At 43.1% G+C, this 980-nt stretch carries 2 protein-coding genes; both read right to left on the bottom strand.

The window, feature by feature from the left end; genetic code table 11:
• Positions 1–117: 117 nt before the first annotated feature.
• Positions 118–732, bottom strand: a complete 615-nt coding sequence (locus tag P5674_RS25210; protein WP_014276638.1) for a reverse transcriptase domain-containing protein — start codon at positions 730–732, stop codon at positions 118–120.
• Positions 671–980, bottom strand: a 310-nt coding sequence (locus tag P5674_RS25205; protein WP_315670425.1) for a reverse transcriptase N-terminal domain-containing protein, incomplete at its 5' end; no start/stop codon positions are given. The genes P5674_RS25210 and P5674_RS25205, both read right to left, overlap by 62 nt.

Genomic DNA, 980 nt, shown 5'->3' with positions numbered 1-980 from the left:
GTTCCCTGCCTTATCTGTATATTTCTATACAAATGTTGGGACATATAAACAGTTATGGGGATGGTCAGGAGTGCGCTCCTTATATTCAACCGAGGGGTTGAAGTCCCCATCAGGCGGTTATTTCGGGTATTGCCACCCTATTTCATGCCTGAACGTCTCGCACTCAGGTTTTAATTCTAATCCTACAGGTTTTAGCCATTCAGAAATTGCAGTTTTGCACTGTTCAATGATTCCTAGGTCTTTTGAGATAACCACAAAATCATCAGCGTATCTTATAAGGTTTACCTGAGTGGCTGTTCCATTATTTGGATACATTTCTTTAATTAGCCTTTCCATACCATCCAGTGCGATGTTAGCTAGGAGTGGACTTATTACCCCTCCTTGGGGTGTCCCTGTTTCTGTATCATCAAATACGCCGTTATCTAGCACACCAGATTTGAGCCATTGTTTCAGGTCTCTCTTTAGGCTCCTTGGACAATGAATTTTGGAGAGTAGGTAATCATGGTTTATTCGGTCAAAGCATTTCGCTATATCTGCATCCAGTATGTAATAACCTCCTTTGTTTATACTTTGAAAGATTCTGGATATTGCATCATGAGCTGACCTTCCAGGTCTGAATCCATAGCTAGTGCCTTCAAATCTCGATTCCCATTCCGGTTCGAGTGCCGACTTAACCAACGCTTGCCTTGCTCTGTCTTGGATTGTGGGTATTCCTATTCCAGCTTTTTTCATCCCTTCCGGGTTTTGGAATCCACACCCGTCGCAGTGGTTTTGCTTTGAGGTTTCTTTTAATGCTCTCAACAAGTTCAAACCTTTGTCTTGGAGAGATTGCTCTCATTCCATCGATTCCGGCTGTTTTCTTGCCTTGATTATCTTGAGTCACTCGTCGCACTGCTAAGAGTCTGGCATAATATGATTTCACCAGTAGACGTTGCCACCTTCTTGCCTTTGCGTCCTGTCCCGATTTAGCTGCTTGAAAT

This window comes from Limnospira sp. PMC 289.06, assembly GCF_032350395.1.
Classification (GTDB): Bacteria; Cyanobacteriota; Cyanobacteriia; order Cyanobacteriales; family Microcoleaceae; genus Limnospira; species Limnospira platensis.
This window is presented reverse-complemented; position numbering and strand designations above follow the sequence as displayed.